The 20,893-nt window shown below is 54.9% G+C and carries 22 protein-coding genes, 1 pseudogene and 1 other annotated feature; of the genes and pseudogenes, 12 read left to right on the top strand and 11 right to left on the bottom strand.

Annotated features, from left to right (window positions below; genetic code table 11):
- The first annotated feature begins 165 nt into the window (after positions 1-165).
- Complete coding sequence (gene ugd / locus CSE01S_RS03510; RefSeq protein ID WP_042284261.1) at positions 166-1,332, top strand: UDP-glucose 6-dehydrogenase; 1,167 nt, start codon at positions 166-168, stop codon at positions 1,330-1,332.
- Between the two features lie 139 nt (positions 1,333-1,471).
- Positions 1,472-2,449 (top strand): LPS O-antigen chain length determinant protein WzzB, encoded by a 978-nt coding sequence (wzzB, locus tag CSE01S_RS03505; RefSeq protein WP_042284258.1) that lies wholly within the window; start codon positions 1,472-1,474, stop codon positions 2,447-2,449.
- 84 nt (positions 2,450-2,533) lie between these two features.
- On the opposite strand, the gene hisIE is transcribed toward wzzB, so the two are convergent.
- From hisIE to hisL, 9 genes are all read right to left on the bottom strand, one after another.
- Complete coding sequence (hisIE, locus tag CSE01S_RS03500) at positions 2,534-3,145, bottom strand: bifunctional phosphoribosyl-AMP cyclohydrolase/phosphoribosyl-ATP diphosphatase HisIE (RefSeq protein ID WP_042284254.1); 612 nt, start codon at positions 3,143-3,145, stop codon at positions 2,534-2,536.
- The gene (gene hisF, locus CSE01S_RS03495) at positions 3,139-3,915 is read right to left on the bottom strand and encodes an imidazole glycerol phosphate synthase subunit HisF (RefSeq protein WP_042284251.1); all 777 of its coding nucleotides are present in this window, start codon (positions 3,913-3,915) and stop codon (positions 3,139-3,141) included. Before hisF ends, hisIE begins: the two co-directional genes overlap by 7 nt.
- Entirely contained in the window at positions 3,897-4,634 is a 738-nt protein-coding gene (hisA, locus tag CSE01S_RS03490) for a 1-(5-phosphoribosyl)-5-[(5-phosphoribosylamino)methylideneamino]imidazole-4-carboxamide isomerase (protein WP_042284247.1), read from the bottom strand. Before hisA ends, hisF begins: the two co-directional genes overlap by 19 nt.
- Positions 4,634-5,224, bottom strand: coding sequence for an imidazole glycerol phosphate synthase subunit HisH (gene hisH / locus CSE01S_RS03485; RefSeq protein WP_042284243.1), 591 nt, complete (start codon positions 5,222-5,224; stop codon positions 4,634-4,636). Before hisH ends, hisA begins: the two co-directional genes overlap by 1 nt.
- Positions 5,224-6,291, bottom strand: a complete 1,068-nt coding sequence (gene hisB, locus CSE01S_RS03480; RefSeq protein WP_042284239.1) for a bifunctional histidinol-phosphatase/imidazoleglycerol-phosphate dehydratase HisB — start codon at positions 6,289-6,291, stop codon at positions 5,224-5,226. Before hisB ends, hisH begins: the two co-directional genes overlap by 1 nt.
- A complete protein-coding gene (gene hisC / locus CSE01S_RS03475) occupies positions 6,288-7,367 on the bottom strand; it encodes a histidinol-phosphate transaminase (protein ID WP_042284235.1) in 1,080 nt (359 codons plus the stop codon). Before hisC ends, hisB begins: the two co-directional genes overlap by 4 nt.
- On the bottom strand, positions 7,364-8,668 hold the full coding sequence (hisD, locus tag CSE01S_RS03470; RefSeq protein ID WP_042284756.1) for a histidinol dehydrogenase: 1,305 nt from the start codon (positions 8,666-8,668) through the stop codon (positions 7,364-7,366). Before hisD ends, hisC begins: the two co-directional genes overlap by 4 nt.
- 5 nt (positions 8,669-8,673) lie before the next feature.
- On the bottom strand, positions 8,674-9,573 hold the full coding sequence (gene hisG / locus CSE01S_RS03465) for an ATP phosphoribosyltransferase (protein WP_042284232.1): 900 nt from the start codon (positions 9,571-9,573) through the stop codon (positions 8,674-8,676).
- Between the two features lie 46 nt (positions 9,574-9,619).
- Positions 9,620-9,743, bottom strand: a sequence feature (His leader region).
- The gene (gene hisL / locus CSE01S_RS23025; protein ID WP_001364200.1) at positions 9,719-9,769 is read right to left on the bottom strand and encodes a his operon leader peptide; all 51 of its coding nucleotides are present in this window, start codon (positions 9,767-9,769) and stop codon (positions 9,719-9,721) included. It overlaps the preceding feature by 25 nt.
- A 162-nt stretch (positions 9,770-9,931) precedes the next feature.
- Between hisL and CSE01S_RS03460 the strand changes: the two genes are divergently transcribed.
- The 6 genes from CSE01S_RS03460 to tsuB all read left to right on the top strand — a co-directional run bounded on the left by CSE01S_RS03460 (position 9,932) and on the right by tsuB (position 14,831).
- Entirely contained in the window at positions 9,932-10,756 is an 825-nt protein-coding gene (locus CSE01S_RS03460; RefSeq protein ID WP_042284230.1) for an SDR family oxidoreductase, read from the top strand.
- A gap of 45 nt (positions 10,757-10,801) precedes the next feature.
- Positions 10,802-11,731: a LysR substrate-binding domain-containing protein gene (locus tag CSE01S_RS03455; protein ID WP_042284227.1), complete on the top strand. Its 930-nt coding sequence runs from the start codon at positions 10,802-10,804 to the stop codon at positions 11,729-11,731.
- A 216-nt stretch (positions 11,732-11,947) separates the two neighbouring features.
- Positions 11,948-12,010, top strand: a complete 63-nt coding sequence (gene yoeI / locus CSE01S_RS23020) for a membrane protein YoeI (protein ID WP_099433339.1) — start codon at positions 11,948-11,950, stop codon at positions 12,008-12,010.
- The gene (locus CSE01S_RS03450) at positions 12,000-13,358 is read left to right on the top strand and encodes an APC family permease (RefSeq protein ID WP_042284225.1); all 1,359 of its coding nucleotides are present in this window, start codon (positions 12,000-12,002) and stop codon (positions 13,356-13,358) included. The genes yoeI and CSE01S_RS03450 overlap by 11 nt, the downstream gene beginning before the upstream one ends.
- Positions 13,359-13,529: 171 nt before the next feature.
- On the top strand, positions 13,530-14,588 hold the full coding sequence (gene tsuA, locus CSE01S_RS03445) for a thiosulfate utilization transporter TsuA/YeeE (RefSeq protein WP_042284222.1): 1,059 nt from the start codon (positions 13,530-13,532) through the stop codon (positions 14,586-14,588).
- 15 nt (positions 14,589-14,603) lie between these two features.
- Complete coding sequence (gene tsuB / locus CSE01S_RS03440; protein ID WP_042284219.1) at positions 14,604-14,831, top strand: thiosulfate utilization sulfurtransferase TsuB/YeeD; 228 nt, start codon at positions 14,604-14,606, stop codon at positions 14,829-14,831.
- Positions 14,832-14,868: 37 nt separating this feature from the next.
- Here tsuB and sbcB read toward each other — a convergent pair whose 3' ends face one another.
- Positions 14,869-16,293 (bottom strand): exodeoxyribonuclease I, encoded by a 1,425-nt coding sequence (sbcB, locus tag CSE01S_RS03435; protein ID WP_042284217.1) that lies wholly within the window; start codon positions 16,291-16,293, stop codon positions 14,869-14,871.
- A 237-nt stretch (positions 16,294-16,530) separates the two neighbouring features.
- Here sbcB and dacD point away from each other — a divergent pair, with 237 nt between their 5' ends.
- The 4 genes and pseudogenes from dacD (at position 16,531) to CSE01S_RS03415 (ending at position 19,970) form a co-directional block, all read left to right on the top strand.
- On the top strand, positions 16,531-17,703 hold the full coding sequence (gene dacD, locus CSE01S_RS03430) for a serine-type D-Ala-D-Ala carboxypeptidase DacD (protein WP_084588970.1): 1,173 nt from the start codon (positions 16,531-16,533) through the stop codon (positions 17,701-17,703).
- A 112-nt stretch (positions 17,704-17,815) separates the two neighbouring features.
- On the top strand, positions 17,816-18,289 hold the full coding sequence (gene sbmC, locus CSE01S_RS03425) for a DNA gyrase inhibitor SbmC (RefSeq protein WP_042284214.1): 474 nt from the start codon (positions 17,816-17,818) through the stop codon (positions 18,287-18,289).
- A gap of 127 nt (positions 18,290-18,416) precedes the next feature.
- Positions 18,417-19,474 (top strand): annotated as a pseudogene (locus tag CSE01S_RS03420) (FUSC family protein).
- Between the two features lie 160 nt (positions 19,475-19,634).
- Positions 19,635-19,970 carry a DUF496 family protein gene (locus CSE01S_RS03415; protein ID WP_032939582.1) on the top strand — a complete coding sequence of 112 codons (336 nt, stop codon included), beginning with the start codon at positions 19,635-19,637 and terminating at the stop codon, positions 19,968-19,970.
- Positions 19,971-20,000: 30 nt separating this feature from the next.
- On the opposite strand, the gene CSE01S_RS03410 is transcribed toward CSE01S_RS03415, so the two are convergent.
- Complete coding sequence (locus CSE01S_RS03410) at positions 20,001-20,867, bottom strand: GHMP family kinase ATP-binding protein (protein ID WP_042284753.1); 867 nt, start codon at positions 20,865-20,867, stop codon at positions 20,001-20,003.
- Between the last annotated feature and the right edge of the window lie 26 nt (positions 20,868-20,893).

The following is a 20,893-nucleotide window of genomic DNA, read 5'->3' as shown; positions in this document are numbered from 1 at the left end:
TGTTGCTTCATATTAACTTAATATTATTGCTTTAGTCTGATAAAGAAAATCTTAATTGTGCCAGGCTTCGTTGACACTCTATTCGTTCGGACGCTAAAACAATAATAACGCGTCAGGGCTACAACTAGTCATGACATCATTATAAGTTAATTCTGAGAGCATGAAATGAAAATCACCATTTCCGGTACCGGATATGTTGGCCTGTCCAACGGTCTGCTTATCGCACAGCATCATGATGTTATTGCGTTAGACATCGTTCCTTCCCGGATAGAAATGTTAAATGATCGGATATCTCCGATTGTCGATAAAGAAATACAGCAATTTTTGCAGTCTGAAAAAATTAACTTTAAGGCGACATTAGATAAAAATGAAGCCTATAAAAACGCGGATTACGTTATCATCGCCACGCCGACAGATTACGATCCTAAAACGAACTACTTCAATACCACCAGCGTTGAATCTGTCATTCAGGATGTTCTTGAAATCAATCCCGATGCGGTAATGGTTATAAAATCTACCGTTCCGGTAGGCTTTACCGCCTCGATGAGCAAGAAGTTCAACACCCAAAATATCATTTTCTCACCGGAATTCCTGCGAGAAGGGAAGGCGCTTTATGACAACCTGCATCCTTCCCGAATCGTGATCGGCGAGCGCTCCGAACGGGCCGAGCGCTTTGCAGCGCTTCTTCAGGAAGGCGCCGTTAAGCAAGATATCCCGACCTTGTTCACCGACTCCACGGAAGCGGAAGCGATCAAGCTTTTTGCTAATACCTATCTGGCCATGCGGGTTGCGTATTTTAATGAACTGGATAGCTATGCCGAAAGTCTGGGACTGAACACGCGTCAGATCATCGAAGGCGTATGTCTGGACCCGCGAATTGGTAATCACTATAACAACCCGTCGTTTGGCTATGGGGGTTACTGTCTGCCAAAAGATACCAAGCAGCTCCTGGCGAACTACCAGTCCGTTCCCAACAATATTATCTCCGCGATTGTCGATGCTAACAGAACGAGAAAGGACTTTATCGCCGACGCTATTTTGGCCAGAAAGCCAAAAGTCGTGGGCATCTATCGCTTGATCATGAAAAGCGGATCGGACAACTTCCGCGCCTCTTCCATCCAGGGGATCATGAAGCGCATTAAAGCGAAAGGGGTGGAAGTGGTCATTTATGAACCGGTGATAAAAGAGGACACCTTTTTTAATTCGCGCATAGAACGCGATTTAACCCGGTTTAAGCAGCGAACGGATGTCATTATCTCTAACCGTATGGCTGAAGAATTAAAGGATGTAGTAGAAAAAGTCTACACCCGCGATCTGTTTGGCAGTGATTAAAGGATTTGTAACCAGGGAAAGGAATCCCTCATAAAGCCTCGTAAAATTACGTTTTTTATCAAATTTCTTATAGCATCCCGGCATTTTATCGTTACACTGTACCACCATAAGTCTTTTCCTATTCAGGGTATTGATATAAGTGGAAAATAACAACCTCACCGGTCGCAATAACGAACCGGAACAGATTGATTTAATTGATTTAGTTGTGCAGTTATGGCGCGGTAAAGTCACTATCTTTGCTTGTGTCATTATCGCTATCTTACTGGCTGTCGGTTATCTGGCCGTGGCGAAAGAGAAGTGGACGTCGACTGCCATCATCACCCAACCTGATGCGGGCCAGTTAGCGACCTACTCTAATGCGATGAACGTGCTGTACGGCGGCAACGCCCCACGGATTAATGAACTGCAGTCAAACATGATTGGTCGTTTTAATTCGGCATTTTCTGCTTTATCTGAAACACTGGAAAATCAAGAAAAACCCGAAAAGCTCACCATTGACGCCTCTGTGAAAGGTCAGCCGCTACCGCTGAAAGTGTCGTATCAGGCGCCGACTGCGGAAGATGCGCAGAAAACGCTGGCGGAATATATTCAGCAGGTAGATGAAACAGTCTCCAAAGAAGTCAACGCGGACCTGGCGAAAAGCATCACTACCCGCACTTCAGACTTTGAACAATCGCTTGAAGCGCAGGAAAAAGTCGCCCAGGAGCAAAAAGCGTTGCGTATCGCGCAGATAAGCCAGGCGCTGTCCGTCGCCAAAGAAGCGAACATCAAATTGCCGCAGGTTCAGCAGGCCGATCAGGTTTCGCAGGATACGATGTTTATGCTGGGCAGCGACGCGCTTTCCTCAATGGTGCAGAACGAAGCGACCCGGCCGTTAGCCCTTTCGGATGGTTACTACCAGACGCGCCAGAATCTGCTGGCGGTGAAAGCGCTGAAAATCGAACCGGATAGTGTTCACGCCTATCGCTACGTGATGAAACCGACGCTGCCGATTCGTCGCGACAGCCCGAAAAAAGCCATCACCCTGGTGCTGGCTGTGCTGCTGGGCGGTATGATTGGCGCGGGTGTGGTGCTTGGACGGAACGCGCTGCGTAACTATAAGCCGAAAGCGCAGTAAACGTGATTTTGCCGGAGGAGGGCAACTTCTCAGGCCAGTAAATACAAAACCGGGCTTTGCGCCCGGTATTTTTACATATTAAGATTACTGATGACGCTTACGCAGGTTTTCGATCACCGTCGTCAGGTCCAGTTCCTGATCCTGCAACAGCACCAGCAGGTGGTACATCAGATCAGAAGCCTCGTTGGTCAATTCATCGCGGTCATGCACCGTGGCGGCAAGTGCCGTTTCAACGCCTTCTTCGCCGACTTTCTGCGCAATACGCTTAGTGCCGCTGGCGTACAGTTTTGCCGTGTAGGAACTGGCCGGATCGGCAGTTTTACGCCCGGCTAAGAGCTGTTCAAGTTGATACAGGAACAGCCACTGGTGGCTTGCTTCGCCAAAGCAACTGCTGGTGCCTTTATGGCAGGTTGGACCAATCGGGTTAACCAGCGCCAACAGGGTATCGTTGTCGCAGTCAGGCGCGATGCTCACCACCTTCAGAAAGTGGCCGGAGGTTTCACCTTTGGTCCACAGCCGCTGTTTCGTGCGTGAATAAAAGGTCACGTTGCCGGTCTCAAGGGTTTTATCCAGCGCTTCCGGGTTCATATAGCCCAGCATCAACACTTCGCCGGATACCGCGTGCTGTACGACCACCGGCATAAGTCCGTTGGTTTTTTCCCAGTCCAGCTCGCGGCGCTGTTGCTCTGTTAACATATCCTGATCTCCACGCCCTGTGTTGCCAGGTACGTTTTTAACTCACCAATATTGATAATTTGTTTGTGAAAGACGGAGGCGGCCAGCGCCCCGTCGACGTCCGCGTCACGGAAGGCCTCAAGGAAGTGCTCCATGGTGCCGGCGCCGCCGGAGGCAATCAGCGGGACATGACAGACGTCGCGCACTTTTTTCAGCTGCTCAAGGTCGTAGCCGTTACGTACACCGTCCTGGTTCATCATATTCAGGACGATTTCACCGGCGCCGCGTCTTTGCACCTCCTGCACCCAATCCAGCGTTTCCCACTGGGTAACGCGGGTACGGCTTTCATCGCCGGTATACTGATTCACGTGATATTTACCGGTTTCAGCGTCGTACCAGGTATCAATGCCGACCACGATGCACTGTACGCCAAAACGATCCGCCAGGCGGGTAATCAGCGTCGGATCCGCCAGCGCAGGGGAGTTGATGGATATTTTGTCTGCGCCAAAGGAGAGGATCTGCGCGGCGTCTTCCGCCGATTTAATTCCACCCGCCACGCAAAAAGGAATGTCGATCACTTCCGCGACGCGCGTCACCCAGCTCTTGTCGACAACGCGTCCGTCGCTGGAGGCTGTGATATCATAGAACACCAGTTCGTCGGCGCCTTCGTCCGCATAACGCTTCGCCAGCGGTACAATATCGCCGATGATTTCATGATTGCGGAACTGCACGCCTTTCACCACCTGGCCATCACGAACGTCGAGGCACGGGATTATGCGTTTTGCCAGCATTGGATAGCCTCCTTCACGGTAAATTTCCCTTCCAGCAGCGCGCGTCCAACAATCACGCCGCTGACACCGGTGCCGCGCAGGGCGGCCACGTCTTCAATGCCGCCAATTCCGCCAGAGGACTGAAACGCCACCTGCGGATATTTTGCGCACACTTCACGGTATAACGAGACGTTAGACCCTGCCAGCGTGCCGTCACGAGAAATATCGGTGCACAGCACATGCTTCAGGCCGACGGGCAGATAAGTTTCAACCAGCTCTTCCAGCGAAACGCCGGAATCTTCCTGCCAGCCGCTGACCGCCACCTGCTTATTGCCTGCGTCATCAATACGCACGTCGAGCGCCAGCACCAGCGCGTCCGCGCCAAAGCGTTCAAACCAGTCTTTCACCACCTCCGGTGACTTCACTGCCGTTGAGCCGACCACTACGCGGGCAACCCCCGCGGCCAGCAGGGCGGCAACGTCTTCTTCGCTACGCACACCGCCGCCAACCTGGACGGGAACGTTAACGCCCGTCACCAGCGTTTTGATCAGCGGGATCTGGCGTTTTGCCGGATCTTTCGCCCCGGTTAAGTCAACCAGGTGCAGTACCTCCGCGCCCTGCGCCGCGTAATCCTGCAAACGCGGTAACGGATCGTTGCCATAGTCGCGCTGTTTTGCGTAGTCGCCCTGGTGGAGACGCACCACGGTGCCGTCGATTAAATCTAATGCCGGAATAATCATCACATCTCCAGGAAGTTTTTCAGTAACTGCGCGCCCGCAGCACCCGAACGCTCAGGGTGAAATTGTACGCCGTAGAAGTTGTCTTTTTGCACCGCGGCGGTAAACGGTTCGCCGTAATTGCACTGTGCGATAGTCCACGGGTTCACCGGCATGGCATAGCTGTGCACGAAGTAAAAGTACGCGCCGTCCTCAATCCCCTGGAACAGCCGGTTTCCGGCCTGCGGATAGACCCTATTCCAACCCATATGCGGCAGCGGCAGCCCGAAATCGGTCATTTTCGGCACGTCCTGCTCAATAATTCCCAGCAGATCCACGCCCTGCGTCTCGTCGCTGCGACGTCCCAGAATTTGCATCCCCAGGCATATGCCCAGCACCGGTTGCGTACAGGCTTTGATCAGCTCGATAAGTTCGCGCTCGCGCAGCTGGTCCATCGCCGCCTGGGCGGTGCCGACGCCGGGCAAAAAGAGTTTGTCCGCCATCAGCACCACGTCCGGGTCGCGGCTGACCTGCGGGTTGTATCCATGCCGCGCCACGGCGGATTTCACCGAATGGAGGTTGGCGCAGCCGGTATCCAGAATCACTACGTTCATCACAACACTCCTTTGGAGGAGGGGAGAGTGTCACCTTCCACGCGGATAGCCTGGCGCAGCGTGCGGCCAAAGGCTTTAAACAGGCTTTCCACACGATGATGGTCGTTTTTGCCCTTGGTTTTCAGGTGCAACGTCACGCCCATGGTGTAAGAGAGCGAGCGGAAGAAGTGTTCAATCATCTCGGTGCTCAGATCCCCCACGCGCTGATAAGCGAATTCGGCTTTATATTCCAGGTGCGGACGCCCGGAAATATCCAGTGCGCAGCGTGCCAGGCATTCATCCATCGGCAGGACAAAACCAAAACGGCAGATCCCGCGCTTGTCGCCGAGCGCCAGCTTTAATGCTTCGCCCAACGCCAGGCCGGTGTCTTCAACGGTGTGGTGATCGTCAATATAGAGATCGCCCTTGACCGTTATCTCCATGCGAAAACCACCGTGGGTGGCGATCTGGTCCAGCATGTGGTCGAAAAAGCCGACGCCGGTGTTGATTTTGCTGTCGCCTTCACGATCCAGCCACACCTTCACATCAATCTGCGTCTCTTTGGTCTTACGTTCCACGTGGGCGTAACGGTCGCGTTTCGTTAACTGCTCACCGATCATGGCCCAGTTCAGGGTCTCCCGGTTGTAGCGTAAGCCGCGAATGCCCATGTTGTCGGCAAGCTGAAGATCGGTTTCCCGGTCGCCGATAACATAGCTGTTGGCGCTGTCCATTGCCTGACTGGCAAGATAACGCTCAACCAGCCGGGTTTTCGGCTTCCGGCAGTCGCACGCGTCGGCAGGCAGGTGCGGACAAATCAGCACCTCGTCAAACTGCACGCCCTGCGAGGTGAAAATCTGCATCATCAGGTTATGTGGACCCTCGAAGTCGGCCTGAGGGAAACTCTGGGTTCCCAGACCGTCCTGGTTGGTGATCATTACCAGCGTATAGCCCGCTTTTTGCAGCTTCAGCAGGACCGGCACCACCTCTGGCTCAAAGGCCAGTTTGTCGAAGCGATCCACCTGGAAATCGCTGGGCGGTTCGGTGATCAGGGTTCCGTCACGATCGATAAAGAGATACTTCTGGCTCATACTTGCTCCGCACGTAAAGCGTCAATGACGCGCTGGCTTTCTTCCCGTGTTCCAACCGTAATGCGCAGACAGCCGCTTAATGAAGGTTGTTTGTTCTGGTCTCGTAAGATAATGCCCTGATCCCACAAAGATTTAAATACGCGGCTGGAGGCCGTAAAACGCGCGAGAATATAGTTGGTTTGCGAATCGAACACCTGCTCCACGCAGGCGATATCGCGCAGGGCATTAACCAGGTACTGACGCTCCAGCAGAATCTGCGCCACGCGCTCGCGCATCGCGTTTATTCCCTGCGGACTAAGCGCCTGAGCGGCAATGTCGGCGACCGGCGTTGAAAGCGGGTACGGGGCGATCACTTTCAACAGCAGATTGATGACCTCTTCATTGGCCAGCGTAAAGCCGCAGCGCAGTCCGGCCAGCGCGAACGCTTTCGACAGGGTGCGCAGAATGACAAGGTGAGGGTACTCAGACAGCCAGCCTGCCAGCGTCGCCTGCGGGCAAAACTCAATATAGGCTTCGTCGGCGACGACAATCGCTTTGCCACGCGTCAGTTCCAGCAGCGTGCGCAAGTCCTGCGGATGGATCAACTGGCCGGTCGGATTATTTGGGCTGCACACGTAAACCACTTTAACACCGTCGAGCTTGTCCGAAATGCCCTGCATATCCAGCTGCCAGTCGGCAAGCGACGGTACGGTACGGCATTCGACGCCGATTGTCTCCGCGCTGACGCTATACATGCCGTAGGTCGGCGGACAGTAGAGGATCGCGTCTTTACCCGGCTCGCAGAAGGCGCGGATTAACAGTTCAATGCCTTCGTCCGCCCCGCGGCTAACCAGCACCTGTTCTGGCTTAACGCCCGCGTACTGGGCGTAGTTTTCAATCACCGCTTTGGGCTGGCATTCCGGATAGCGGTTGAGCGTTTGCTGCGTCAGTTGAAACTCGACTACCGTCGGGAATTCGTTGGCATTTAACCAGACATCACCGTTGCCACCCAAGCGACGGGCAGACTGATACGGCGTAAGATTGCGGACATTATCACGGGCTAACTCGCTGACGCTAAAACGGTTTTCAGTGCTCATGCTTGCTCCTTAAGGGCGTTGACGCGCAGGGTGACGGCATTTTTGTGAGCGGTCAGGCGTTCTGCCGCCGCCAGCGTTTCGATGGTGGACGCCAGAGCGGAAAAGCCCGCTTTCGACAGCTCCTGCACCGTCATACGCTTCTGAAAATCCGCCAGTCCAAGGCTGGAACAGGTCGCGGTATAACCGTAGGTTGGCAGCACGTGATTGGTGCCGGAAGCGTAATCCCCGGCTGACTCTGGCGACCAGTCGCCAAGGAAAACCGAACCGGCGCTGGTGATATCATCCACCAGATCGCGGGCGTTACGTGTCTGTACGATAAGGTGCTCCGGACCATACTGATTCGAAATCTCGACACACTGGGCCAGATCGCGGGTGACAATCAGGCGGCTGGCGCTTAGCGCCTGGCGTGCGGTTTCCGCGCGCGGCAGTTCCGCCAACTGGCGTTCTACCGCGTCGGCAACGCGTCTGGCGATGCCTGCGTCCGGGGTCAGTAAAATCACCTGTGAATCCGGGCCGTGTTCCGCCTGCGAAAGCAGGTCGGAGGCGACAAAATCCGGCGTTGCGCCGCTATCGGCAATCACCAGCACTTCAGACGGACCGGCAGGCATATCGATCGCCGCGCCATCCAGACGCTGGCTGACCTGCCGCTTCGCTTCCGTGACAAACGCATTACCCGGACCGAAAATTTTATCCACCTTTGGCACCGACTCGCTGCCAAACGCCAGCGCGGCAATGGCCTGCGCGCCGCCGACGTTGAATATTTCCTGCACCCCACACAGTTGCGCCGCATACAGAATTTCGTCGGCGATCGGCGGCGGCGAGCAGAGCACCACTTTTTTGCAGCCCGCAATGCGCGCCGGCGTTGCCAGCATCAGTACGGTTGAAAACAGCGGCGCGGACCCGCCCGGAATATATAAGCCGACTGAGGCGACCGGGCGCGTGACCTGCTGGCAACGTACGCCGGGTTGGGTTTCCACATCCACGGTCTGCAGTTGCTGTGCTGTGTGGAACGTCTCAATATTTTTCACCGCGACTGCCATCGCCTGTTTTAAATCGTCGCCCAGTCGGGCGCCGGCAGCGGCAATTTCATCAGCGGACACGTTCAGCGCGCCAACGTCGGTTTTATCAAATTTCGCGCTGTATTCACGCAGGGCAGCGTCACCGCGCGCCTTTACGTTATCCAGGATCTCGCTCACGGTGCGGGTAATACTGTCCGACGCGGAGATCGCCGGGCGCATCAGTAAGTTGCGCTGTTCTTCAACGCTGCATGCGTTCCAGTCAATGATTGTGCTAAAGCTCATGGCCATCACTCCATCATCTTCTCAATCGGCAGCACCAGGATCGAACTGGCGCCAAGCGCTTTCAGTTTTTCCATGGTTTCCCAGAACAGCGTTTCGCTGCTGACCATGTGCATAGCCACGCGCTGCTGGTCGCCCGCCAGCGGCAGAATCGTTGGGCGCTCTGCGCCTGGCAGCAGGGCGATCACTTCTTCCAGGCGTTCGCTTGGCGCGTGCATCATGATGTATTTTGATTCGCGTGCCTGAATCACGCCCTGAATACGGGTGAGCAGCTTGTCGATTAACTGCTGTTTGGCGTCGGCCATGTCGCCGTCGCGTTGGATCAGGCAGGCTTTTGAGCGGTAAATGACTTCCACTTCGCGCAGTCCGTTAGCTTCCAGCGTGGCGCCGGTAGAGACCAGGTCGCAAATGGCATCGGCGAGGCCCGCGCGCGGCGCGACTTCCACAGAACCGTTTAACAGACAGGATTTAAAGGAGACGCCTTTCTGGTCGAGATAACGCTTCAGCAGGTGCGGGTAAGAGGTGGCGATGCGTTTACCGTCGAGAGCGGCCGGGCCGTCCCAGGCTTCGTCAACCGGGGTCGCCAGGGAAAGGCGGCAGCCGCCAAAGTCGAGGCGACGGAGGGTAAAGTAACGCGGATCCTCACCCTGAGCGCGGCGGTTGAGCAGTTCCTCTTCCAGCACGTTCTCGCCAATAATGCCAAGATCGACCACGCCATCCATCACCAGACCCGGGATATCGTCGTCACGCACGCGCAGAATATCGATCGGCATATTCTCGGCCATCGCAATCAGACGCTGGGTGTGTAAGTTAATTTTAATGCCGCAGCGTGCCAGCAGTTCGCGTGAATCATCACTCAAACGGCCTGATTTCTGAATAGCTATGCGTAAACGGGTGTTATCTAACATTCTTATTTCCTCTTTATCCTGTCTGAACCGGTCTGAAACGCGCGCCAAAAAAAAGCCCCCGGAAGATGATCTTCCGGGGGCTTTCTCATGCGTTCATGCACCACTGGAAGATCTGAATGTCTCCCAGCACACATCGCCTGAAAGACTAGTCAGGATGATGGTGATGATGGTGGTGTTTAAATTGAACGCGTGTCATAAAATTCTCGATGAATGCTTATTCATTTGATGTCTTTTAACCTAAACCACTTTGGCGTGATAAAGCAAGCGCTTTTTTACATTCCTATTTATAGTATGAATTGTCAGTCTGAATACGCAGGCGTAGCCTTATATAAATAGTGCCGGAGTCAGGAGAAAACGGATGAAAAAGGTCGCAATTGTCGGTTTAGGATGGTTGGGCATGCCGCTGGCAATGTCGCTGACGGCCAGAGGCTGGCAGGTGAAGGGGAGCAAAACCACCCTGGATGGGGTGGAAGCGGCCAGAATGAGCGGTATTGAAGGGTATCCACTGCGTCTGGAGCCCGAGCTGGTCTGCGAGGCGGACGATCTGGAGGCGTTGATGGACGTCGACGCGCTGGTGATCACGTTACCGGCTCGTCGTAGCGGTCCTGGAGAAGAATTCTATTTACAGGCAATGCAGGAACTGGTGGACAGCGCGCTGGCCTGGCGCATTCCGCGCATTATCTTTACCAGTTCGACCTCGGTGTATGGCGATACATCGGGCACGGTGAAAGAAAACACGCCGCGTCATCCGGTCACAGCCAGCGGGCGAGTATTGAAGGAGCTGGAGGACTGGCTGCATCATCTGCCGGGCACCTCAGTGGATATTCTGCGCCTGGCGGGGCTGGTCGGACCCGGGCGGCATCCGGGGCGTTTCTTTGCCGGAAAAACCGCGCCAAATGGCGAACACGGCGTCAATCTCGTCCATCTTGAAGATGTCATTGCCGCCATCACGCTTCTGCTTCAGGCGCCGAAAGGGGGGCACATCTATAATATCTGTGCCCCCGTCCACCCTGCGCGAAAAGTGTTTTATCCGCAAATGGCGCGACTGCTGGGCACCGAGCCGCCGCAATTCCTGGACTCGCCGGACAACGGTAAAGGCAAAATTATTGACGGTAGCCGGATCTGCAATGAGCTAGGATTTGAATATCAGTATCCCGACCCGCTGCTGATGCCGATGGAGTAATGCATATCCCAGCGGTCTTTTGCCATCCATCGCAAGGGGGCGTGTATGAAACCACTGCTGGACGTGCTGATCATTCTTGATGCGCTGGAAAAAGAGGGCAGTTTTGCCGCAGCGTCGGCGCGGTTATATAAAACGCCGTCGGCGCTCAGCTATACCGTTCACCGCCTCGAAAGCGACCTGAATATTCAGATTCTCGATCGCAGCGGCCATCGCGCCCGCTTCACCCGCACCGGACAGATGCTGCTGGAAAAAGGGCGTGAAGTGCTGCATACCGTGCGGGAGCTGGAAAAACAGGCGGTGAAACTGCACGAAGGCTGGGAAAATGAGCTTGTCATTGGCGTAGACGACACTTTTCCGTTTTCCCTGCTCGCCCCGCTGATCGAGTTATTTTATCAACATCACAGCGTCACGCGGCTGAAATTTGTTAACGGGGTGCTGGGCGGCTCGTGGGATGCGCTGACTCAGGGACGGGCGGATATTATTGTCGGCGCCATGCATCAACCGCCGTCATCCAGCGAATTTGGCTATACGCGTCTTGGCGATCTGGAACACGTTTTCGCGGTTGCGCCTCATCATCCGCTTTCGGAAGAAAGCGAACCGTTGAGCCGCGGCACCATCAGACGCCATCGGGCGATTGTGGTCGGTGACGGCGCACATCCCGCCTGTTCAACGGCAACGCAGCTACTGGACGATCAGGATGCGATAACCGTTTTCGATTTTAAAACCAAACTGGAGCTGCAAATCAGCGGCCTGGGTTGCGGTTATCTGCCGCGCTATCTGGCCCAGCGATTCCTTGAAAGCGGCGCGCTCATCGAAAAGAAAGTAGACGCGCAGGTACTGTCTGAACCCGTGTGGGTTGGCTGGAATGTGCGCACCGCCGGGCTGGCCAGCGCCTGGTGGCGGGACGAGATTTTAGCAAATAGTGCTATCGCTGGTGTTTACACAAGCGGCGAGTCCAGCAAATCAAGCAGTTAAGAAAAAATTTTTTATGACAAGGCTCTCATTCTCTTGTCATTTCGCCTCAATTTAAGGCACAATGCGCCGCTTGCAAAAAATGACATTAACCGACGTTTTACTACGCGTCGGTTATTTTTTTGCATCAAACCAATCATTCATACCAAGAGGCCGGGCTTCGTACCGGATAGATATTTACTAAAAACCGACAGTTGTTGTCGCTGAGGAATCCAGAAAATGGGGCAATTTTTTGCTTACGCGACGGCATTCGCCGTAAAGGGGAATGACCATGTCGCATAACGTTACTCCAAACACCTCTCGCGTGGAATTACGTAAAACCCTTACGTTGATTCCGGTTGTAATGATGGGTCTTGCCTATATGCAGCCGATGACGCTGTTCGATACATTCGGTATCGTTTCGGGCCTCACTGACGGTCACGTGGCAACGGCGTATGCCTTTGCGCTGGTCGCGATTCTTTTTACAGCGTTGAGCTACGGTAAACTGGTTCGCCGTTTCCCGTCCGCTGGCTCGGCGTACACCTATGCCCAGAAATCCATTAGCCCGACCGTTGGCTTTATGGTGGGTTGGTCATCTCTGCTGGACTACCTGTTCATGCCGATGATCAACATCCTGTTGGCAAAAATCTATTTCGAAGCGCTGGTGCCGTCAGTACCCTCATGGATCTTTGTTGTCGCGCTGGTGGCCTTTATGACCATCTCTAACCTGCGTAGCATCAAAACGGTAGCGAACTTCAATACCCTGATCGTGATCCTGCAGATGGGCATCGTGGCGGTGATTGTCGGCCTGATTATCTACGGTGTTTCCCACGGTGAAGGCGCGGGTACGCTGGTAAGCTCACGTCCGTTCTGGTCTGAAGGCGCGCACGTGGTGCCGATGATCACTGGCGCGACCATCCTGTGCTTCTCGTTCCTCGGCTTTGACGGCATCTCTTCGCTGTCTGAAGAGACCAAAGACGCAGAGCGCGTGATCCCGAAGGCGATCTTCCTGACCGCGCTGATTGGCGGCCTGATCTTCATCGGCGCCTCTTACTTCCTGCAGCTGTACTTCCCGGATATCTCCCGCTTCAAGGATCCGGATGCGTCTCAGCCGGAAATCATGCTGTACGTGGCGGGTAAAACCTTCCAGTGGGGCGTGCTGATCTTCTCCAGCGTAACCGTACTGGCCTCCGGTATGGCGGCGCACGCGGGCGTGTCTCGTCTGATGTACGTCATGGGCCGTGATGGCGTGTTCCCGACGCGCTTCTTTGGCTACGTACACCCGAAATGGCGTACCCCGGCATGGAACGTGCTGCTGGTCGGCGCCATCGCGCTGCTGGCGATCAATTTTGACCTGGTGACGGCGACGGCGCTGATCAACTTCGGCGCGCTGGTGGCGTTTACCTTTGTGAACCTGTCAGTGATTTCACAGTTCTGGATCCGCGAAAAACGTAACAAGACGCTGAAAGACCACTTTAACTACCTGATTCTGCCGACCTGCGGCGCGCTGACCGTGGGCGCTCTGTGGATCAACCTGGAAGAAAGCTCGATGGTTCTGGGGCTGATCTGGGCCGGCATTGGTCTGGTGTATCTGGCTTGCGTGACCAAAAGCTTCCGCAATCCGGTTCCGCAATACGAAGATATCGCTTAATCGTGTAATCCAATAAAACCGGAGACCTGTTCTCCGGTTTTTTTATGCCTGCGTTTTATTTCCTGTCCGGCTTAATAACCTTTCGTTCTAATTTAGAGAATTTGGTTATTGGTTATGAACAACCGCGTCATGAATAATTTCCTGACAAATGTTCTTCAGGCTAATTAATTTATGCTTTCAATGATAATAAGCGGACTGTTCTGCGGTGCGCTGCTGGGTTTTGTCATGCAGCGCGGACGGTTCTGTCTGACCGGCGGATTCCGCGACATGTACATCGCAAAAAACAACCGTATGTTTTATGCCTTGCTGATTGCGATCTGCGTTCAGAGCGTGGGCGTGTTTACGCTGATCCAGACCGGGGTTGTCAGCTATGACGCGGGGACGTTTCCGTGGCTCGGCACCGTGGTGGGCGGCTACATTTTTGGCATTGGTATTGTCTATGCGGGCGGTTGCGCCACCGGTACATGGTATCGCGCGGGCGAGGGGTTGATCGGCAGCTGGATTGCGCTGTTTACCTATATGGTAATGAGTGCGGTAATGCGTTCACCGCACGCCAGCGGACTTAACCAGACGCTGAAAACCTACAGCACTGAACACAATTCGATTGCCGACACGCTCAACCTTTCCGTCTGGCCGCTGATTGCCTTATTGCTGGTGCTGACGCTGTGGGTGGTGGCGAAAGAGCTGAAAAAGCCGAAGCTGAAGGTAGCGACGCTACCGCCGCGCCGTCGCGGGTTGGCGCACATTCTGTTTGAAAAGCGTTGGCATCCGTTTGTCACCGCAGTCCTTATCGGCCTGATCGCGCTGCTGGCATGGCCGCTGAGCGAAGCGACCGGCAGGATGTTTGGCCTGGGCATTACCTCGCCGACCGCCAATATTTTGCAATTCCTGGTGGCAGGCGACAGCAAATTCCTTAACTGGGGCGTGTTCCTGGTGCTCGGTATCTTTCTTGGCTCGTTTATTGCCGCAAAAGCCAGCCGGGAATTTCGCGTACGCGCTGCCGATGCGCCAACCACGCTACGCAGCGGGTTTGGCGGGATCCTGATGGGCGTTGGCGCCAGCATCGCCGGAGGATGCTCGATCGGTAACGGCCTGGTGATGACGGCGATGATGACCTGGCAGGGCTGGATTGGTCTGGCCTTTATGATCCTTGGAGTGTGGACCGCATCCTGGATAGTGTATGTACGACCGCAGCGTAAAGCCCGACTGGCGACCGCTGCGGCGAATTAAACGTAAGGATAAATGATGGCGATTAAAAAACTGGACGTGGTAACGCAGGTTTGCCCGTTCCCCCTGATTGAAGCAAAAGCGGCGCTGGCGGAAATGGCGAGCGGCGACGAACTGGTGATCGAGTTTGACTGCACCCAAGCCACCGAAGCCATCCCGCAGTGGGCGGCGGAAGAGGGGCATACTATTACCGATTACCAACAGGTTGGCGATGCCGCCTGGAGCATCACCGTACAGAAAGCGTGACCCATGCTTCCCTCTGCGTTCGCGCAGAGGGAAACCTTCAGACGATCTCTTGCGCGTACTGCCACAACGACTTCAGTAACGCCTGCTTCTCACTGTCATTCGCATATTCCTGATACAGCATCTGTAACTCTTCGGCATAGCATTGCAAAAATTCCGGCGTAAAGACCTGGCGACGATGATCAAGCCAGCGTTGCTGCTCCGCTTCATCCAGCGTGCCGGGGAAATTGCGCGCGCGGTAATTGAACAGCAGCTTCTCAATACGCGGGTCGACAAAGGTGATGTCCAGCGCAGGTAAATTTTGTGGGTCCGTTTCCAGCACAATCTTCATGGCCGCGCGATCGGCATCGCTGAAGAAGCCATTGTACAACTGGGTATCGACGTTATCGGAAACTGCGAACGGTTCCGCTTCGGCAAAAATAGCCACCACTTTGTCACGCACCTGCGGGTTGTCGCGCAGCACTTTCAGGTTATCGAGGCTGTGCTGACGATTAATCCCTAACCGGTCGGCATCTTCCGGACGCAGCGTATTCGCCTGCGCCAGCACCGGACATTTATTGATGTGCACCAGTTTCACCGGCACGGCGGCGTTATCGCCGAGATCGGCTTTGGCGGTGTACAGCCGCTCGCGCAGGGCGTCGCTGTCGAGTTCGAGGAGCGGTGAAATATCCCCCGCCAGATCCACCATAATCACCGCGTTGCGGTTCTCGGGATGCCATGCCAGCGGCGCGACCCAACTGGTGTTGCCGCGCCAGGCGCCAAACATACCGGAGACATGCACCAGTGGTTTCATCTGCGGCACGTCGATCAGCGCCGCCAGCTTGTGCTTGCTGCGGTGCGTGTAGAGGTAGTCAAACAATCGCGGCTGCCGCGCCTTCACTAACTGCGCCATCGCTATCGTCGCATACACGTCCGCCATGGCGTCGTGGGCGTTGCTGTGCTCAATCCCGTTCGCTTTTGTCAGGTGTTCCAGGCGAAAGCTGGGAAGCCCTTCCTCGTTTTCCGGCCAGACGATCCCTTCCGGGCGCAGGGCGTAACAGGCGCGCATCACGTCCAGCAAATCCCAGCGCGAATTATCATGCTGCCAGCTCCAGGCGTAGGGATCGTAGAAATTGCGGTACAGGACGTTACGCGTTACTTCGTCGTCGAAGCGCACGTTGTTATAGCCAATAATGCAGGTTTTTGGCACGGTGAACAGCGCGTGGATGCGGGCGGCAAACGCCGCCTCGTTTTCGCCTTTCTCCCGCGCTTCCTGTGGCGTAATACCCGTAACCATCACGGCCCCTGGCTGCGGCAGATAGTCGTCTGCAGGCTTGCAGTAAAACACCTCAGGTTCGCCGATAACGTTAAACTCGCTGTCTGTGCGAAGAGCGGCAAATTGCGCGGGTCTGTCGAGCGCCGGATGCGTGCCGAAGGTTTCGTAGTCGTGAAAGAGAAAGGTGGGTTGCTGCTGACCGTCATTCATAAAAAAATGTATTCCGTGGCTGAAAGTTGCGCGCTGCCTGAACGCAACAGAGTAGCAAAATTCGGCGGAGCGATCAGCCAGAGCTGTTGTCAGGAGGCGAATAAAATGGCGGGAGGTAAAATGCGGACCCCGCCTGAGTGGCAAAACGTGTCTTACGTCACATTTTCTTGCAATTAATCCCTGTTCGTTTATCAGATTTTCCGTAAAAAGGACGGCTCTTTTGTCACACCTGAGGATATGCTGTTGAAACGCCGTCTGTTTATTGCCGCTTCGTTACTCGCTACGCACCTTTCTACCGCGCTTGCGTCAAGCACTGTCGACTTCGCGCCGCAGCCACCTGCGGTAGAGGCCGCTTCATGGGTGCTGATGGACTACACCACCGGGCAAATCCTTACCGCCGGAAATGAACATCAGCAGCGCAACCCGGCGAGTCTGACCAAGCTGATGACCGGCTACGTGGTTGACCGGGCCATCGACAGCAAGCGCATTTCTCCTGACGACATGGTTACGGTTGGGCGCGACGCATGGGCCAAAGATAACCCGGTGTTTGTCGGCTCCTCGCTGATGTTTCTCAAACAAGGTGAACGCGTCTCGGTGCGCGATCTCAGCCGTGGTTTGATTGTTGATTCCGGTAATGACGCCTGCGTTGCGCTGGCGGACTATGTAGCCGGTGGGCAGCCGCAGTTCGTGGCGATGATGAACAGCTATGTCAGGAAGCTGCATTTGCAGGACACCCATTTCGAGACGGTTCACGGCCTGGATGCGCCGGGACAGCACAGCTCCGCGTACGATCTGGCCGTGCTTTCACGGGCAATCATTCACGGCGAACCTGAGTTTTATCACATGTACAGCGAGAGAAGCCTGACCTGGAACGGCATCACCCAGTACAACCGCAACGGTCTGCTGTGGGATAAATCGCTGAACGTCGACGGCCTGAAAACCGGACATACTTCTGGCGCGGGCTTTAACCTGATTGCTTCCGCGGTGGATGGCAAGCGGCGTCTTATTGCGGTCATTATGGGGGCAGAAAGCCCGAAGGGGCGCGAGGAACAGGCGCGTAAACTGCTGCATTGGGGACAGCAGAATTTCGATACGGTGCAGATCCTGCGCAGCGGTAAGCAGGTAGGCGCTGAGCGGATCTGGTATGGCGATAAAGAGAAGATTGCGCTGGGCACCGAGCAGGATTTCTGGATGGCCTTACCAAAAGCGGAAATTCCGCACATCAAAGCGAAATATGTGTTGGATAAAGCAGAGCTTGAAGCGCCGCTCACCGCCCATCAGCGGGTCGGGGAAATCGAGCTGTATGATCGCGACAAGCTGATTGCCCACTGGCCTTTGGTGACGCTGGAAGCGGTTGACAAGGGCGGCCTGTTCTCGCGACTGAGCGACTACTTCCACCATAAAGCCTGACAGGAGACTGGCAGGAGTTCGCCTCTGCTCACATAATAATCACAAATAACTTGTGGCTGTTATTTCGACTTCGTTACACTGTATATAAATACAGTGTAACAATGGAGGCAACATGAACTACGAGATCAGACAAGTCGATAAGCGAACCGTAGCGGGTTTCCACCTGGTGGGACCCTGGGAACAAACGGTGAAGCAGGGCTTTGAGCAACTGATGATGTGGGTGGACGGCAAACAGATCGTAACGGATGAATGGATCGCCGTGTATTTTGACAATCCGGACGACGTTCCCGCAGAGAAACTGCGCTGCAGTACGGTGGTGTCCGTCCCAGCCGATTTCGTTATCCCGGAAAACAGCGAAGGCGTTACGCTTAGCGAAATCGAGGGCGGGCAGTACGCTACGGCGGTTGCCCGCGTAACGGACACGGATTTCGCCACGCCGTGGTATCAATTCTTCAATAGTTTGTTGCAGGACAAAGCGTATGAGATGGCCTGCAAACCGTGCTTTGAAGTCTATCTTAACGATGGCTGCAAAGACGGCTACTGGGACATTGAGATGTATATCGCCGTACAACCTGCCGTCAAATAAGTGCGAAAACCTGGCGGACTGGCGCTAAGTGAGACTACGCTTAGCGAGATGTCCTGTCCGCTACGGTGAAATTTTCAGTGTAAAAGCAGGTACAATCCGTTTATTGTTTTTCTGACGGAGTGCATGAGTGCGTGCCGACAAGTCGCTGAGTCCCTTCGAAATCCGCCTGTATCGCCATTACCGTGTCGTGCATGGCATCCGTATTGCGCTGGCCTTTATCCTGACCTTTCTCCTCGTCCGGTTGTTTAACATTCCGGAAGGCACCTGGCCTTTGATCACGCTGGTGGTGATCATGGGGCCGATCTCCTTTTGGGGAAACGTGGTTCCCCGCGCCTTCGAGCGAATCGGCGGCACGATTCTTGGTTCGGTACTCGGGCTGGTGGCGCTGCGTCTTGAGCTGTTTTCCTTACCGCTGATGCTGTTATGGTGCGCAGCGGCGATGTTTCTCTGCGGCTGGCTGGCGCTGGGGAAAAAACCGTATCAGGCGCTGTTGATCGGCATTACGCTTGCCGTGGTGGTTGGCGCGCCAGCCGGGGATATGGAGACCGCGCTGTGGCGCGGCGGCGATGTCATTCTCGGCTCGCTTCTGGCGATGTTGTTTACCGGCATCTGGCCGCAGCGGGCCTTCATTCACTGGCGTATCCAGTTGGCGCACTGCGTGACAGCATACAACCGGGTTTATCAGGCGGCGCTGTCGCCCAATCTGCTGGAACGTCCGAGGCTGGAGAAGCACCTGCAACAGCTACTGAGCGATGTGGTGAAAATGCGCGGGCTTATCACGCCGGCCAGCAAAGAGACGCGCATTCAGAAATCGATTTTCGAAGCCATTCAGACCGTGAATCGCAATCTGGTCTGCATGCTGGAGCTGCAAATCAACGCCCTGTGGGCAACGCGCGCGAGCCACTTTGTGATGCTCAACGCCCACACGTTGCGGGAAACTCAGCAGATGACGCAGCAGGCGCTGCTGACCATCACCCACGCGCTGTTTGAAGGGAACCCGCAGCCGATCCTTGCCAATACGGAAAACTGAATGATACCGTTAATGAACTGCGGACGCTTATCCGCCAGCATGACGAGCGCAATGTAGCGGAAACGCCGATCCACGGTTATGTGTGGTTGAGTCTGGAAACCGCACGCCAGCTGGAGCTGCTTTCACATCTTATCTGCCGGGCGCTGCGCAAATAATCAGCAGATGAGGAGAATGAACCGGGTGCTGCTTCGATTCAGCAACGAATAAGGGTATGATGAAAACAAGGACGTCGCCATTGTCATTTATGGCTACGAAAAGTAATGTAAGCCCTATAGTTTAAACGAATCCGAATCTCACATTATCAGGGGTGTAAAAATGGAAACTACCAAGCCATCTTTCCAGGACGTGCTGGAATTTGTCCGTCTGTTCCGTCGCAAAAATAAACTGCAACGTGAAATCCAGGACGTTGAGAAAAAGATCCGTGACAACCAGAAACGCGTTCTGCTGTTGGACAACCTGAGCGACTACATCAAGCCAGGTATGAGCGTTGAAGCCATTCAGGGCATCATCGCCAGCATGAAAAGCGACTATGAAGATCGCGTTGATGACTACATCATCAAAAATGCTGAAATCTCTAAAGAGCGTCGCGATATTTCTAAAAAGCTGAAAGCGATGGGCGAACTCAAAAACGGCGAAGCGAAAGCAGAGTAACGTCTTGACGCAGTGAGGATCGTCTGGTCCTCACTGACATGTCACGCCACCGTGCACCATCCGTAGCAAATGCTGTTCCGGCCAGTGTTCAGCTAATCTCTTTTTCTTCAGCAGCCACTTCACGTATTCGACGTCATGTTTATGCCTGTCGAGCATCAACCCGACTACGCTGCCGCTGTGTGCGACGTTCACGCCATACAAATCACACTCTTCCATGAGCGACAATAGCGCGTCAAAGTCGGGCTTCGGCAGCAGCGCCTGGCTGGCGATGGCGCTCAACGTTGCCGCTTCGCCCATCCGGTATGGATTTTGCTCCGCGCAGGCTTGCTGAACCTTCTCCCAGGCTCTTTTCAACGCTGGCGCGCCAGCGTCCAGCCCTGCCTGACGTGGGATACGGTGATAATCCGCCGTGCGCAGCGTCTGCGGGCTTTCCAGTACAAGGAGGTCCAGTTCCGGTTGGCATTCACAACCGATGCGCACTGACGCATCGTTATGATCAAACAGGGTTAACTGGTGAAAAACGGTACTGTCGGTGGGCTCCAGCGACACGCAAAGCTGCGCAAGGGTGGTCTCGTCCAGTGCGCGCCCCAGATAGCGAGCAGTCGCTACGGCAGTGGCGGCGATGTCTGCTGTACTGCTTGCCATCCCCTTGGCGATGGGGATCGTGGAATGAATATCAATGCGAATGTCCTGACTGAGTTCGTCCGGGTATTGCCAGTGCGCAAGCAGGGTATTCACCATGGCCCGTGACAGAGGGCGCTCATCCGCCAGCGGCGAACCGACGCTGATTTCAACGGTGCTGTACCAGTCAACAGGGCAGGAGACCAGTTTCTCGCTGCCCATAATCCAGCCCTGAATGAGTTCTCCGCACGAAGCGGGGCATTGCGCAACAGCCACATTTTCACCTTTCTGCTCTGTCATCC

The organism is Citrobacter sedlakii NBRC 105722 (assembly GCF_000759835.1).
Taxonomy (GTDB): Bacteria; Pseudomonadota; Gammaproteobacteria; order Enterobacterales; family Enterobacteriaceae; genus Citrobacter_A; species Citrobacter_A sedlakii.
Note: the sequence above shows the minus strand (reverse complement) of the source record. Positions and strands in the feature narration are given on the sequence as shown.